The sequence below is a fragment of the Cryobacterium glaciale genome, from assembly GCF_004402535.1.
Classification (GTDB): domain Bacteria; phylum Actinomycetota; class Actinomycetes; order Actinomycetales; family Microbacteriaceae; genus Cryobacterium; species Cryobacterium glaciale.
The window spans coordinates 50,765-64,721 of sequence record NZ_SOEY01000002.1 but is presented as its reverse complement, the minus strand read 5'-3'; the positions used below and the strand labels follow the sequence as shown (position 1 = coordinate 64,721).

The following is a 13,957-nucleotide window of genomic DNA, read 5'->3' as shown; positions in this document are numbered from 1 at the left end:
ATCATGGGCCCAGTTTCCGGGCCCGGGCCCGGTCAATAAATGGGACGCGGAGGGGGGCTACTCGCCGCCGGTGGCGGTCATCTGCTCGGTGACGAACGCTTCGAACGCGGTGGCGTCGGAATTGGAACCGGCGTACTTCACACCGTTCACCAGCACGGTCGGAGTCCCCTCGACGGTGTCGATGTCGGAGTTCGGAATCGGGCCAGCGAGCGCGCGCTGCGTCGACGCTTCGACCCAGTCGGAGTAGGTCTGGTCCGTGATGCAGCTTGCGACCTCGGTGGAGGTCACCCCGGCCGACTCGGCGACGCTGGCCAGTTCGTCATTGGTCAGGCCGGTCGTGTTTTCGGCCGGCTGGTCGGCGAACATGGCCGTGTTGAAGGCGAGAAACGTGTCGGGTTCGTAGTTGGCGACGCAGGCCGCGGCGTTGGCGGCGCGGGTGGCATACTTGCTGCCCGACGAGAGTCGGTCGAGAATCGAGATCGGGTGGATTTCGACGGTGGCGTTGCCGGCGGTGACCCAGCTCGTGATCTGCTCGCCGTTGGTCTTCTCGAAATTGCCGCAGATGGGGCAGAGGTAGTCGACGTACATCACAATGTTGGCCGTATCGGCGAGTGCCGTCTGGTCGGTGGCGACGGGGTCGGCGTCGGCTTCGAGGGCGGTCGTCGTGGCGGCGGACACCGTGGTGCCGTCGCTGCCGAGCAGAATGCCGTCGCTGGCCATGTTGGCCGGTCCCGGCGCCGCCGGTGCGTTGACGTTGTTGACGATGACGAGGCTGACGATGGCGACCACGGCCAGCAGGCCGATACCGATGCCGCCGCGCAGAAAGAGGCGGCGGCGGGTGTCCCGCTTGACCTGCTCAGCGCGCATCAGCCGGGCGGTTTCGCGAGCCTCCTCGCGGCGGTCTTTCTTGGGCGGACGGGCCGGGCCGGAAGTGCTCATGCGGAAATTCACCATTCGTTCGTCGCTGCGCTGCCGAAACAGCCGTTGCCTACGACGTTAGCGGCCCCGCCTAACGGTCCGGTTCAGACTGGCTGGGAGGCCGCTGGGAGAGGGCCTCCGGAGGTGACCCATCCGGGTGGTGGCTGACTCAGGAAAATGCCGGGCGGCGGCATCCGTTTCCCTCACCCAGAGCGGATGCCGGCCCGCCGCATTGCGGGATCTCCTGACCTGGCCCCGGCGCGCGACGGCGATCAGACGTGATCGCGCCAGCTGTGCTCGGGTGCGTAACCGAGCAGGCGGCGGGCCTTGTCGATGCCGAGCAGGGTCTCGTGTTCGGTCACCGGCCGGGTGAATCCCACCCGGGGGAACACCTCAGCAGCGAGATCGGAACTGGACCGGCTCGACACCGTGTCGGCTGCGGCGATGATGAAGGTCTCAAAGCCCGGGCCGGCCGTCGTGAGTGCCCGCGACACCGCCTGGGCGCCGTCGCGCCCGTCGATGTAGCCCCACAGGTTCCACTTGCGGTTGCGCGCGTTCTCGTCGTAGCCGGGGAAGGCAGCGTAGTCCTCGGGGTCCATCACGTTCGAGAAACGCAGCGCGGTGATACTCAGGGTCCGGTCCCAGCGCACCAGCTGGATCGCCAGCTGCTCCTCCAGGTGCTTGACCAGCGAGTAGGTGCTTTCGGGCCGGGCGGCGTACTGCTCATCGACCGGGAGATAGGGCGGGTCGAGATCGAACGGCAGGCCGAGTACCGTCTCGCTCGACGCGTAGACGATGCGGGTGATGCCCACGCGACGAGCCGCCTGGAAGACGTTGTAGCTCGTGAGCATATTGTTGTGGAACGTTGCCACATCGGGGCGGATGCCAGGAGCCGGCACCGCCGCCAGGTGCACGAGCGCGTCGAACCCGGTTGCGGTGTCGTCGACACCGTGAAAGGCGTCGAGAACCTCGCCGTAGTTGGTGAGGTCGATGCTGAGAAAACCGGGGCCGCGCGTGCCGACCCGATCCAGGTTGAGCACCTCATGGCCGTCGTCGGCCAACCGTGTGACGACGCTGCAGCCGAGTTTTCCGCTTCCTCCGGTGACGATGATTCTCATGGGGACTCCAGAGTGATCGAGTGAATCGGGGCAGGAACCCGGGAAACCTATCACAGCGACCTGCTGGATCTGGTCACGGACTTCGCGAAGTTGGGAATACTGACGGTCTACCCCAGCTTGCTTTCAGAGCGGCCGGGCAAGCAGCCGCCGCCTCGCCTTCACAACCAGCCAAGGACATCCGTTTTCGTGATTACCGCCAGTATCCCCGTGGTTAGCGCCGCACAACTCACCTCGACCGCCGAGCATCCCGGGGACAAACTGACTCGCCGCCAGCGCATCGTCTACATTCTGATTCTCGGTGCGCTCACTGCGCTCGGCCCGTTCACCATCGACCTGTACCTGCCGGCGTTCCCGACGCTGGAGAGCGAATTCGGTGTGCTGCCGTCGGTTATCCAGCTCACTTTGACCGGGACCATGATCGGTTTCGGATTCGGGCAGCTGGTCGTGGGGCCGTGGAGCGACAAGGTCGGCCGCCGGCTGCCGCTGATGCTCGCGACCGGTGTGCATATTCTGGCCTGTGTCGGCGCTGCGCTGTCGAACGAGATCGTCATGCTCGCGCTGTTCAGGGTTCTGCAGGGGTTCGGCGCCGCGGCCGGCGCGGTCGTCGCGATGGCGATGGTGCGCGACCTGTTCGGCGGCAAGCCGCTCGTGCGCATGCTCTCCCGCCTGGCCCTGGTCAGCGGCCTCGCGCCGGTGTTGGCTCCGGTGATCGGGTCGCAGCTGCTGCTCGTCATGAACTGGCGCGGCATCTTCTGGGTGCTCGCCGCCTACGGCGTCGTCGTGATTCTGGCCGTCGCCTTCTGGATCGTCGAGACCCTGCCCGACAGCGAACGCCACGCGAAGGGGCACAACACCCTGGGTCAGCGCTACAAGGCCGTGCTCAGCGACCGCACCTTCGTGGGCGTCGCCATCATCGGCGCGATGACCTTCACCGGACTGTTCTCCTACCTGTCGGCGTCACCGTTTCTGTTCCAGGACGTGTACCGGTTCAGCCCCCAGGAGTACGGCCTGCTGTTCGCCGTCAACTCCCTCGGCGTGGTCACCGGCGTGCAGCTGAGTTCGCGCCTGATGCACCGCTTCAACGTCGGGCCGCAATGGATTCTGTCGGTCTCCACGGTGGTTCTGGTCATCACCGCCGGCGCGATCGTGCTGCTCGACCTGGCCGGCGTGGGCCTGTGGGGCACCCTCGTGCCGCTCTGGTTCTTCATCGCGGCCTGCGGTTTCACCCTGCCGAGCGTACAGGTCATCGCGCTCAACGCCCACGGTCACGAGGCCGGAACCGCGGCGTCGCTGCTCGGCGCGGCCAACTTCGGTGTGGCCGGTCTGATCTCGCCGATTGTGGGAGTGCTCGGGGTGGGAACGTCGATACCGATGGCATCCGTTATGGGGGTCACCGCGGTCATCTCGATTCTCTCCCTCTGGCTCATCGTGCGCCCGAGCCGCGTGCCGGCACTCGACCGCTGAGGCGGCGCGCCCGACCCCGGTCGAGGTTTTCGCCGCTTGGGCCCATCTTATGAAACCGGGCCCATGTTCAATCATGGGCCCGGTTTCCGGGCCCGGGCCCGGAAAGTAAGAGGGGGAGCGGATTGGGGAGGGGATGGTGGGGGCGGCACGCCGAGGGGCCGATTGTGGGCCGCTCCTCTACTATGGCGGGATGAGTAAACCGGAACGCGCCGCAGACCCCGCTGCCCGCCGCGTATCGCGGCGTTGGCCCGTCATCAGCGGGCTCTCCGCCGTCGCGCTCGCCGCGCTGCTCGGCCTCGTCGTCGTCGTTCGGGCTAACGGCCTCGCCGCCGAGATCGACTCCGAGTGGATGGGCGAGATCATCGAGCACCGCTCGCCGATCTGGGAGATTCCCTCGCTGTTCATGAACGCCCTCGGCGGCGGCCTGTTCGGCGTTCTCGTGGTGCCGCTGGTCGTCACCCTTGTTATCGTGCTGATCAAGAGACCCTGGGCGGCCGGGTACTACGTCGGGGCGACCGTGCTCAGCGCGGCCGGTGTGCAGGTGCTCAAACAGGTCTTCGGGCGCGCGCGCCCCGAAGACATGCTGGTCACCTCCGATTTCGGGTCGTTTCCCTCCGGCCACGTCGCTAACGCGGCGACCATGATGGTGTGCCTGTTCATTATCTTTCCGCGGCTCTGGGTGGCGCTCGCCGGCGCCGCCTACACGATCGTGATGCTGCTCAGCCGCACCTATCTGGGCGCGCACTGGCTCACCGACACCATCGGCGGGTTGCTGCTCGGCGCGGGCGTCGCCATCGTGTTGTGGGCTCCGGTCGCCGCCAAACTCAACGGCGAACGTGAGATCGCCGCCCGTCGACGGCTCGAACGCGAGCGACAGCGCCAAACTAAAGAAGCCCGATGAAAGCGCGGCGGAACGGTGACGTGTCGTTCTGGTGGGACCAGCTCGGGCAGCCCGTGCCGCGCGCAGCCCTGCCCGGATCGACCAGCGCCGATGTTGTCATCGTCGGTGCCGGCTACACCGGGCTGTGGACGGCCTATTACCTCAAGAAGGCGGCGCCGCACCTGCGCATTGTCGTGCTCGAGGCCCGCTTCGCCGGATTCGGCGCGTCCGGCCGGAACGGCGGCTGGTTGACCAACTCGGTCACCGGCGGTCGCGAGCAATACCTGAAAAGTCACGGTCGCCCGGCCGCCGAACGGTTTCAGGCCGCCATGAACGACACGGTCGATGAGGTCATCCGGGTCGCCGCCCTCGAGGGCATCGAGGCCGGCATCGTCAAGGGCGGCGAGTTCACGGTGGCCTACGACCCCGCGCAGCAGCACCGGCTGGAGCGGGCCGCCCGCGCCGAGCAGGCCTGGGCGCACACCGACGTCGAACTGCTGTCGACCACCGCCGCGCAGAACCGCATCAACGTTGCGGGCACCACCGGGGCTATGTGGCATCCGCATTGCGCCCGTATCAACCCGGCCGAACTCGTGGCCGGACTGGCCCGCACGGTCGTGTCGCTCGGCGTGGAACTGTACGAGAACACCGCGGTGAGCGAGATCGTGCCGCACCGGGCAGTGACCGTTCGCGGCACCGTCACCGCCTCGTTCGTCGTGCGCGCGACGGAAGGTTTCACGGCCGGTATCAAGGGGCTGCACCGAACGTGGCTGCCCATGAATTCGTCGCTGATCGCGACGGAGCCGCTCGCGGCATCCGTGTGGGAGAGCATCGGCTGGTCGGGCCGGGAAACCCTCGGCGATATGGCCCACGCCTACATGTACGCGCAACGCACGAGCGACGACCGCGTCGCGATCGGCGGGCGCGGGGTCCCGTACCGATTCGGCTCGAAAACGGATGCTGACGGCCAGACCCCGCAGGTCACCGTCGACGCTTTGCGCGAGATTCTGGTGCGTTTCTTTCCGGCAACGAAGGGCGCGCGCATTGATCATGCCTGGTCGGGCGTGCTCGGTGTGCCGAGGGACTGGGCAGCGACCGTCGGCCTCGACCCGCAGACCGGACTGGGCTGGGCCGGCGGCTACGTGGGCACCGGGGTCGCGACCACGAACCTGGCCGGGCGCACGCTGACCGACCTGATTCTGGGCCGCTCCAGCAGCCTGGTCGAGCTGCCGTGGGTGAACCATCGGGTGCGCGCCTGGGAGCCGGAGCCCCTGCGCTGGCTCGCCGTCACCGCGCTGTATCGGGCCTATTCCCTCGCCGATCGGGCCGAGCTCGGCGGCCGCCGCAGGACGTCACCGCTCGCGCGGGTGGCCGATGTCGTGTCGGGCCGGGGGCACTAGACGCCCTGGCGCGCTGCGCGTCGTGCGAACCGGCGCACCAGCTGCGGCCGGAGGCGGCCGAGATCGGCCAGGGTGAGCGGGTCGGGCGGGCGCACGACCGCAACCCCGAGCGTGTCGATCAGCTCTTCCAGGCCCGATCGAGGCCAGACCTGGCCCCGCAGGCGCAGCAGAACGGCACCGGCGGAGTCGAGAAGGTACAGGTGCGGGAGGGTATCGAGCGTGCCGCTCTGGTACAGGTCGACGAGCACGACGCTGGCGATCTCGCTCGTATCAATCGCCGTCACCCGGCCCAGCAGGTTGCGGCTCTCCAACCGCGAAGCGGTGACGGCGACGCGCATCCTGCGCACCCCGCACAGGGCCACGACGGCGAGAACGGTCAGTCCGAGCTGAACGGCGGCCACGAACATCCACGTGTCGCGGGGGATCGTGAGCCAATAGAGCACGATCAACAGGGGGACCAGCAACGCCAGCGCGGCAATGAGCCCCCGCACGGCCAGCTGTTGCCGGGGTCGCAGAACGTGTGTCGCTGCCGGTTCGAGCCCCTCGCGCACCATGTGTTTCATTTCCCCCTGAATCGAGTATCGCGTACTTCGGGTGGTATCTCTGTCCTGCGCGTGGGGGTAGACGAAGCTGTCTGGATCGAGTACACATGAATGGCCGCAAAACGAGAGCCCCCGGTGACCGGCCCAGCGTAGAGTTGGCTCCGTGCATTCACGGGTCGTCCGCATACGCGGCATCACAGCGAAGCGGTACCGCCTCCATCCGGCGCAGGTCGTCGTCACCGGCTTCGCCCTCACCATTCTGGTCGGGACCGCGCTGCTCATGCTGCCGAACGCCCGGGTCGGACCCGGCGGGGCATCGTTCCTGGAGGCGCTGTTCACCGCGACCAGCGCCGTCTGCGTCACCGGGCTGACCGTTGTCGATACGGCTGTCTACTGGACGCCGTTCGGCCAGGTCGTGATTCTTCTGCTCATTCAGATCGGTGGCTTCGGCATCATGTCCTTCGCCTCGGTCGTTGGCCTCGCGATCGCCCGCAAGCTGTCGCTGCGCTCCCGCATCACGGCCGCCGCCGAGACCAAGAGCGTCGGTCTCGAAGATGTGAAGGGGCTCGTGTTCGGCGTCGTGCGCATCTCCCTCGCCATTGAGGTCACGGTCGCGGTGCTGCTCTCCCTGCGGTTCATGCTCGGCTACGGCGAACCCGTCGGTCGGGCCATCTGGCTGGGGATTTTCCATTCCGTCTCGAGCTTCAACAACGCGGGCTTTGCCCTGTTCAGCGACAACCTCATGGGCTTCGCAACGGATGCCTGGATCTGCCTGCCCATCTGCGCCGCGATCATTCTGGGCGGGCTGGGGTTCCCGGTGATCGTGCAGTTGCGGCGGCAACTGCGCTCGCGCCCGTTCAGCTGGTCGATTCGCACCTGGACCATGAACACCCGCATCGTCATCGCCGGCACGATCGCGCTCCTCATTCTCGGCACGGCTTATATCACGGCCGTTGAATGGTCGAATCCGAACACGCTCGGGGCAATGGACTGGCCGGGCAAGCTGCTCACCGGCTTCTTTCAGTCGGTGCAGACCCGCACCGCGGGCTTCAACAGCATCGACATCGGCCAGATGGACTCGGCGAGTCTGCTCGGCATGGACGTGCTCATGCTGATCGGTGGCGGCCCGGCCGGAACTGCCGGCGGCATCAAGATCACGACCTTCGCCGTGCTGTTCTTCATTCTCTGGACCGAAGTGCGCGGCCAGGTGGCCGTCAACGTGTTCGGTAAGCGGCTCTCCCGGGCGGTACACCGGGAGGCCATCACGATCGCCCTGCTTGCCGTCGGCGTGATCATCGCCGCGACGGCGGCACTCATGCTCCTGACCGAATTCTCCCTCGATGCCCTGCTGTTCGAGGCGATCAGCGCCTTCGCGACGGTGGGACTATCGACCGGAATCACCGCGGCGCTGCCCTGGCCTGGACAGGTCATTCTGATCCTGCTCATGTTCATCGGCCGCCTCGGCCCCATCACCTTTGCCTCGGCCATCGCCCTGCGCGAGCGGCACACCACCTACGAACTTCCCAAGGAAAGACCGATCATTGGCTAAATATTCGCTGTTCGGGAATCGCGACCCTGCCCGCCTCGCCGAAGCCGAATCGGTCGTCGTCATCGGCCTCGGCCGATTCGGCAGCGCACTCGCCCTCGAACTCATGAAGAGCGGCACCGAGGTGCTCGGCATCGACGGTGACGAAGAGGTCGTGCAGCTGCACAACCGGCTGCTCACCCACGTGGTGCGGGCCGACTCCACCAAGGAGGCGACCCTGCGGGAGCTCTCGGTACCCGACTTCTCCAGCGTGGTCGTGGCCATCGGCGGCGATATCCAGGCGAACATCCTCACCGCGTCGCTGCTGCTCAAACTCGGCATCCCGAACATCTGGGCCAAGGCGGTCAGCGACCCGCACGGCGAGATCCTCACCCAGCTGGGCGTGCACCACGTCATCTCGCCGGAGAAGGACATGGGGCAGCGCGTCGCCCACCTGGTGCGCGGCGCCATGCAGGATTACATCGAGATCGGTGAGAACTTCGCCCTGGTCAAGACGGCCCCGCCGCGCTCCCTGATCGGCGTGCCGCTCGGCCAGGCGAAGGTGCGAGCCCGCTACGGCATCACCGTGACCGCGTTCCACCGCCCCGGCAAGGGCTGGAGCTACACCTCGCTCGACACGGTGATCGAGGACGGCGACATCATCCTCATCGCGGGGGAGTCGGCGCGGGTCGAAGAATACAGCCTGATGCGGTGAGCGATCCCTTCGCATTTTTGACGGATGCCCCGCTTGGCACCCGCGTCGTCGTGCGCACCCGCATCACGGGTGGATACACCGACGCGTTGGGGTTTCTGCGGGAGCGGAGCGCAGCATCCGTTTCGGTGGAGACCAAACATGGCCTGGTCACGCTCGCGATGGAGGACGTGGTGGCGGCGAAGGAAGTGCCGCCCGCGCCCGCGCCGAGGCTGCGGCGGGGCTAAGTCTCGCGGTCCCCGTCGGTGCCGCGGCCGCCGTCGACGACGAGAGTCGCGGCCGAGGCGGGGCCAGGTTTCCGGGTTCTAGTCGGTGCCCTGGCCGACGGCCGGAGTCGCGACGGTGCTGGATGCCGGGGTCCAGTCGGTGCCGAGGTCGACGACGCAGAGGTGCGGGCCCACGAAGGGACGCAGTTCGACCGCCGTGTCGTCGTGCCCGAGCGTGCGCGCGACGCGCTGGATCAGCCCGAGGTGCACGGCGCAGACCACGCCGGGGTTCGCCCGGGCCGCCTCTCGAAAGGGGCAGGCCGTGAGCGCGATCGACCGGCCCGCCGGGTCGAGCTCTGGGGCGAATTCGAGCTGGTCGAGCAGATCCACGAGCGGCTCGGCGCCCGTACCGGCCCCGGCCGCGAGGCCGCCGGCGAAGGCCTCCGACCATTTCTCTCCGGCTCGGATGGCCCGGGCGCGGCCGCCGTCCTGATCTTCGGCGAGTGCGCTCGCGAGGGCATGGCTGAGCTGGTCCTGCACGTCGCCGCTGGGCGCCGGCACGGCGGTGAAGCGGATGCGCGGCCGTCCCCGCTGCCCGGATCGGGCGGGTTCGCGCTGGATGAGCCTGGCGGCCAGCAGCTGGTCGAGGTGGAACCGGGCGGTCGTCACGTGCAGGTTCATTTGGACGGCCACGGCGGCCGCATCGAGCGGCTCGCCGGAGTCGACCAGAAACTGAAGCACGCTGCGCCGGATCGGCGACGCGAGCGCGGCGTGCCAGGCGGGAGTGCGTTCTTCGGAGTCCACGATTCAACAGTAGCCCTGATTTGCGAGCAGTAGTGTGCTTTTAATGTCGCGGCACGGGCGCAGGCTACAAAACGATGCGCAGCGGCTCCTCGAGCAGGGTGACGAGGTCGCGCAGGAACGCGGCCGCGACGGCACCGTCGAGCACCCGATGGTCGACGGTCAGGGTGATCTTGACCGTGGGTAGGCTCACGAGCACGCCGTCGCGCACGGCGGGAACGTCGGTCGCCGCGCCGATCGCCAGAATGCCGGCCTCCGGCGGGTTCAGCACGGCGGTGAACGAGTCGATGCCGAACATGCCGAGGTTGCTGATGGTGAAGGTCCCGCCGGTCATCTGGCCGAGGGACAGGCCGCCGGTGCGGGCGAGTCCGGCCAGGGCGCGCGTCTCGACGGCAATGGCGCCGAGCGACTTCTGGTCGGCGTCGGTGACGACGGGAACGAGCAGTCCGTCGTCGGTCGCCACGGCCACGCCCACGTTGACGTGGTGGTGGCGCCGGATGACGCCGTCGCCCCAGGACGCGTTGACCTCGGGGTGGGCCCGCAGTGCGACCGCGCTGGCCCGCACGAACAGGTCGTTCAGGCTGACCTTGGTGCCGAGCGCGGCGAGCGATTCGTTCACCTCGGCGCGGAAGTCGACGAGGCGTTCCACGTTGACGACGCTCGTGAGGAAGAAGTGCGGCACTGCCTGGCTCTCGGTGAGCCGGCGGGCCGTGACGGCGCGGATACGGCTGACCGGCACGTCAACGGAATCGGCCGCAGCGGATGCCGCGGCCGATGTGGGGACGACGGCTGCCGGAGTCGGTGCCGGAACGGCCGCGACGCTCGCCTGGGCCAGGATCGCCGTGTCCACGTCGGTGCGGGTGATGCGACCCTGCGGTCCGGTGCCGGCGATGGTGTGCAGGTCGATTCCGTGCTCGCGGCCGATCTTGCGGGCCAGCGGCGAGGTACGGAGCTCGCCGGTGGGGGCGGGCGAGGTACGGAGCTCGCCGGTGGGCGTGGGCGAGGTGCGGAGCTCGCCGGTGGGCGTTGCCGTGGGAGCCGGTGCTGCCGGAGCCGGGGCCGCCGCTGCGACGGGAGCTGCGGCATCCGCTGGGGGAGCCACGACGGCGGCCTTGTCTGCGACGGCCGTTGGAGCAGCGGGGGCCGCGCTTCCCGTGACGATGTTGCTGCCATCGCCGATGCGGGCCACCGGCTCGCCGATCGGCACGAGGGCGCCAGCGGCGACGAGGTGCTGCTCGAGGATGCCGTTATCGAAGGCTTCCAGGTCCATCGTGGCTTTGTCGGTCTCGATCTCGGCGAGTACGTCGCCCTTGTGGATCTCGTCGCCGACCTGCTTCATCCAGCGGCTGAGTTCGCCCTCCTCCATGGTGTCGGAGAGGCGGGGCATGATGACGTCGGGCATGGCCGGCTCCTACTTGTCGTTCGGGGTAGAGGAAATATTGAGTACTTCGCGCACAACGCGGGCGAGGTCGGCGGCGCTGGGCAGCGCGGCTCGCTCAAGCGCCTTGGCGTAGGGCAGCGGCACCTCGGCGGCGGCGACGCGGCGCACGGGGGCGTCGAGAAAGTCGAACACGCCCTCGCCGATGGTCGCCGAGATCTCGGCGCCGATGCCGTAGCTGAGCCAATCGTCTTCGAAGACGACGGCGTGGCCGGTCTTCCTGACGGAGGCGCAGATGGTGTCGCGGTCGAGCGGGCGCAGGCTGCGCAGGTCGACGACCTCGATCGAGAGGCCCTCGGCTTCGAGCTGGTGGGCCACCTCGAGGGCGGTCGTGGTGCCGCGCGAGTAGCTCACGATGGTGAGGTCGGTGCCGGTCTTGACGACGGCGGCCTTGCCGATCTCGGCGATCTGCTCGCCGTCGGGCACCTCGCCCTTGGCGCTGTAGAGCGAGAGGTTCTCGAGAAAGATCACCGGGTCGTCGTCGCGGATGGCCGCGGTGAGCAGCGCCTTCGCGTCGGCCGGGGTCGACGGGGCAACGACCTTGAGCCCCGGAATGTGGGCGTACCAGACCTCGAGGTTCTGCGAGTGGGTTGCGGCGAGCTGCTGGCCGCCGCCGCCTGGCATGCGGATGACCAGGGGAATGGAGACCTGGCCGGCGAACATCGAGCGCATCTTGGCGGCGTGGTTCACGATCTGGTCGATCGCGATGAGGCTGAAGTTGATGGTCATGATCTCGACCACTGGGCGCATGCCGAGCATCGCGGCGCCGAGGGCTGCACCCACGAAGCCCTCTTCGGCGATCGGGGCGTCGAGCACCCGGTCGGGCCCGAAGTCTTCGAGCAGGCCGGCCGTGATCTTGTATGACCCCTCGAACACACCAATCTCTTCACCGATGAGAAAGACCTTCTCGTCGTGTTCGAGTTCATAGCGCAGGGTCTCGTTGAGTGCCTGGCGGTAGGTGATCGTGCGGGTGGCGGGTACTACTTTGTCAGTCACAGTGCATCCATAACGGGTTCTCCGGGCAGAGCGGATGGCGCATTCGCCACCTTGCTGGCGTACACGTACGCGAACAGGTCGTCAACGTCGGGCTCCGGGCTCTCGTCGGCGAAGGTGACCGCCTCAGAGACCCGCGCGTCGCACGTCTCGTCGATGGTCGCGGCATCCGCTTCGCTGAGCACGCCGGCGGCGATCAACTCGGCGCGGAAGCTCGGCACCGGGTCGGATTCCTGGGCGATCGTCGTGTCTTCCGGAGAGCGGTAGCGGGCCGGGTCGACCACGGAATGGCCGCGCAACCGGTAGCACATGACCTCGAGCAGCACCGGCTGGCGCTGCTCGCGGGCCTGCTTCAGGGCGTCGCGGGCGGCATCGCGCACGGCGAGCACGTCGTCGCCGTCGACCCGCACGCCGGGCATGCGGTACGAGGCTGCCCGCTTGTACAGATCGGGTTCAGCGGATGCCTTCTCCACCGTCGTTCCCATGCCGAGCCCGTTGTTGACGATCACGTAGACGATCGGGAGCTTCCACAGCCCGGCCAGGTTGAGCGATTCGTGGAACGCGCCGATGTTGGTGGTGCCGTCGCCGAGGAGGCACATCACGGCGGCAGCGTCGGGGCCCGCCGCCGCCTGATATTTCAGGGCGAGCGCGGCGCCGGTGGCCGGGGGAATCTGCCCGCCGACGATGCCGTAGCCGCCGAACAGGCGCGTTTCGGCGTCGAACAGGTGCATGGAGCCGCCGCGTCCGCCGGAGACGCCGGTGACCTTGCCGAACAGTTCGGCCATCACGCGCTCGGGCGACAGTCCGCGCAGCAGGGCGTAGCCGTGGTCGCGGTAGCCCGTGAACAGGTAATCGCGGGCCTCGATGGCGGCCATGAGGCCGACCACGGTGGCCTCTTCGCCGAGGTTGAGGTGGCAGTAGCCGCCGATCTTGGCCCGGGCATACATCTCGCTGGAGCGCAGCTCGAAGGCCCGCACGAGCGACATTTGTTCGTAGTAGCCACGCAGGGTGTCGGCGGGTTCACCACCGGGAGCCTCGACTTCTGCTTTCGGTCGCGTGCGGGCTTTGGCCGCCATGTGTTCCCACTTTCGTAGCTGCGTCCTTCCAGCCTAGAACTTTGTTCGCAAAGTTTTCCGGTAAAACCCTGTGTGGGTATAGGGGTCAAAATTCATCTTCAAACGGGGGGCGCCCATAATGTACAGACATAATGGAGACATGGCTGCCCAACCCCCGAGTTACAAGACGCTCGCCAGTCTGAGCCGCATGAACCTGCTCTACCAGCTGCAGAGCCGCGGAACGATGACCGTGAACGACCTCGCCGAGGCGGCAGGCCTGCACCACAACACCGCCCGCGAACACCTCGACCGGTTGATCAACGAGGGTTTCGTCACCTGTGCGCCCGAACCGCGCGACAGCAAGGGTCGTCCCAAGATGCTGTACAGCGCTGCGGGCGGAGTCAGCACCGAGCTGGGATCGATTCGCGGCCGCAAGATCGAGGCCGCGCAGGAGCGTGCCGACCAGCTGCGACGGATGCTGCCCGCCGGCCGGGCCGCCGTGGCCGGTTGCTCCGGTCCGGCCGCGCAACGCCAGCTCGACGCGCTCGACGACCACCTCGACCAGGCCGGGTTCGACGCGAGCATCGCCGCGAACCGCGAACAGCTCAACCTGCGTGACTGCCCGTATTCGGAGATGGTCAAGGACCACCCCGAGGTCTGCGGCGTGCACTACCGCTTGATTCAGGGTGTTCTGGAGCAGGCCGACGGCCCGCTGCGGGCGGTCGGCCTGAACCTCATCAACGCCCCGCACCTCTGCGTGATCGACGTCGTCGCCATGGCCGGAGCCCACGACGACGCCGCGCCCGCCGAGCGCGCTCCAGGCATAACTCCTGCAATTTCTGCGGCATCGCGCGCCCAACCTCGGAATCACGCGACACAATAACTCGCGGCCCACGATTTGCAGG

14 protein-coding genes are annotated in these 13,957 nt (G+C 67.8%); 7 read left to right on the top strand and 7 right to left on the bottom strand.

Annotated features, from left to right (window positions below):
- Window positions 1-57 precede the first annotated feature (57 nt).
- Together E3O06_RS00520 and E3O06_RS00515 are read right to left on the bottom strand one after the other, a co-directional pair.
- A complete protein-coding gene (locus tag E3O06_RS00520) occupies window positions 58-939 on the bottom strand; it encodes a DsbA family protein (RefSeq protein ID WP_166788042.1) in 882 nt (293 codons plus the stop codon).
- A gap of 251 nt (window positions 940-1,190) precedes the next feature.
- A complete protein-coding gene (locus E3O06_RS00515) occupies window positions 1,191-2,036 on the bottom strand; it encodes an NAD-dependent epimerase/dehydratase family protein (RefSeq protein WP_134501087.1) in 846 nt (281 codons plus the stop codon).
- 186 nt (window positions 2,037-2,222) lie between these two features.
- Between E3O06_RS00515 and E3O06_RS00510 the strand changes: the two genes are divergently transcribed.
- The 3 genes from E3O06_RS00510 (at window position 2,223) to E3O06_RS00500 (ending at window position 5,780) form a co-directional block, all read left to right on the top strand.
- Window positions 2,223-3,500 (top strand): multidrug effflux MFS transporter, encoded by a 1,278-nt coding sequence (locus E3O06_RS00510; RefSeq protein ID WP_241979780.1) that lies wholly within the window; start codon window positions 2,223-2,225, stop codon window positions 3,498-3,500.
- Between the two features lie 190 nt (window positions 3,501-3,690).
- Window positions 3,691-4,401 (top strand): phosphatase PAP2 family protein, encoded by a 711-nt coding sequence (locus E3O06_RS00505; protein WP_134501086.1) that lies wholly within the window; start codon window positions 3,691-3,693, stop codon window positions 4,399-4,401.
- Window positions 4,398-5,780 carry an NAD(P)/FAD-dependent oxidoreductase gene (locus E3O06_RS00500; protein WP_134501085.1) on the top strand — a complete coding sequence of 461 codons (1,383 nt, stop codon included), beginning with the start codon at window positions 4,398-4,400 and terminating at the stop codon, window positions 5,778-5,780. Before E3O06_RS00505 ends, E3O06_RS00500 begins: the two co-directional genes overlap by 4 nt.
- On the opposite strand, the gene E3O06_RS00495 is transcribed toward E3O06_RS00500, so the two are convergent.
- Window positions 5,777-6,343 (bottom strand): hypothetical protein, encoded by a 567-nt coding sequence (locus E3O06_RS00495; protein WP_134501084.1) that lies wholly within the window; start codon window positions 6,341-6,343, stop codon window positions 5,777-5,779. The genes E3O06_RS00500 and E3O06_RS00495 overlap by 4 nt on opposite strands.
- Before the next feature lie 142 nt (window positions 6,344-6,485).
- Here E3O06_RS00495 and E3O06_RS00490 point away from each other — a divergent pair, with 142 nt between their 5' ends.
- Genes E3O06_RS00490 through E3O06_RS00480 form a run of 3 tightly spaced genes read left to right on the top strand, consistent with a single transcriptional unit; the run spans window position 6,486 to window position 8,786 of the window.
- Window positions 6,486-7,871: a TrkH family potassium uptake protein gene (locus tag E3O06_RS00490; RefSeq protein WP_241979779.1), complete on the top strand. Its 1,386-nt coding sequence runs from the start codon at window positions 6,486-6,488 to the stop codon at window positions 7,869-7,871.
- Window positions 7,864-8,562: a potassium channel family protein gene (locus tag E3O06_RS00485; RefSeq protein WP_134501083.1), complete on the top strand. Its 699-nt coding sequence runs from the start codon at window positions 7,864-7,866 to the stop codon at window positions 8,560-8,562. Before E3O06_RS00490 ends, E3O06_RS00485 begins: the two co-directional genes overlap by 8 nt.
- A complete protein-coding gene (locus E3O06_RS00480; RefSeq protein ID WP_134501082.1) occupies window positions 8,559-8,786 on the top strand; it encodes a putative acetyltransferase in 228 nt (75 codons plus the stop codon). Before E3O06_RS00485 ends, E3O06_RS00480 begins: the two co-directional genes overlap by 4 nt.
- 78 nt (window positions 8,787-8,864) lie before the next feature.
- Here E3O06_RS00480 and E3O06_RS00475 read toward each other — a convergent pair whose 3' ends face one another.
- The 4 genes from E3O06_RS00475 to pdhA form a co-directional block, all read right to left on the bottom strand.
- Complete coding sequence (locus E3O06_RS00475; RefSeq protein ID WP_166788041.1) at window positions 8,865-9,569, bottom strand: helix-turn-helix transcriptional regulator; 705 nt, start codon at window positions 9,567-9,569, stop codon at window positions 8,865-8,867.
- A 64-nt stretch (window positions 9,570-9,633) separates the two neighbouring features.
- Entirely contained in the window at window positions 9,634-10,968 is a 1,335-nt protein-coding gene (locus tag E3O06_RS00470) for a dihydrolipoamide acetyltransferase family protein (protein ID WP_134501080.1), read from the bottom strand.
- A 9-nt stretch (window positions 10,969-10,977) separates the two neighbouring features.
- Window positions 10,978-12,000, bottom strand: a complete 1,023-nt coding sequence (locus E3O06_RS00465; RefSeq protein ID WP_241979778.1) for an alpha-ketoacid dehydrogenase subunit beta — start codon at window positions 11,998-12,000, stop codon at window positions 10,978-10,980.
- Window positions 11,997-13,073 carry a pyruvate dehydrogenase (acetyl-transferring) E1 component subunit alpha gene (pdhA, locus tag E3O06_RS00460; RefSeq protein ID WP_134501079.1) on the bottom strand — a complete coding sequence of 359 codons (1,077 nt, stop codon included), beginning with the start codon at window positions 13,071-13,073 and terminating at the stop codon, window positions 11,997-11,999. Before pdhA ends, E3O06_RS00465 begins: the two co-directional genes overlap by 4 nt.
- A gap of 139 nt (window positions 13,074-13,212) precedes the next feature.
- Between pdhA and E3O06_RS00455 the strand changes: the two genes are divergently transcribed.
- Window positions 13,213-13,935, top strand: a complete 723-nt coding sequence (locus tag E3O06_RS00455; protein WP_166788040.1) for a helix-turn-helix transcriptional regulator — start codon at window positions 13,213-13,215, stop codon at window positions 13,933-13,935.
- The last annotated feature ends 22 nt before the right edge of the window (window positions 13,936-13,957 follow it).